We start from the raw sequence: 321 nt of genomic DNA on the forward strand, positions 1-321 counted from the left end.
AAACCGGAGATTTATGTCGGTGCCCTTGTGTCACTTTTACAATCATATAGCATTATTGAAGCGAAGGATTCAAATGCAGCTTTAGCTAAGCGTTTAGGCACAACTGCCGCGAGCTTATCGAAGCGGGAGTATTTACAAGAAGAAGGGATCGAGGAGTTGCATCAACAAACAGCGGTTCTTCTATGGAATTTATACTGTCAGAAGGAGAATCCGACGATCCGTAAACCGGAGATTTATGTCGGTGCCCTTGTGTCACTTTTACAATCATATAGCATTATTGAAGCGAAGGATTCAAATGCAGCTTTAGCTAAGCGTTTAGGC

At 42.7% G+C, this 321-nt stretch carries 1 protein-coding gene; it reads left to right on the top strand.

All coding sequences use genetic code 11. The features are described from left to right. Window positions 1–321: hypothetical protein (locus tag CK486_RS18150; protein WP_218192123.1), on the top strand; the 321-nt coding region annotated here is incomplete at both ends.

Origin of the sequence: Pseudomonas sp. HAR-UPW-AIA-41, from assembly GCF_002304225.1 — a bacterium.
GTDB lineage: Bacteria > Pseudomonadota > Gammaproteobacteria > Pseudomonadales > Pseudomonadaceae > Aquipseudomonas.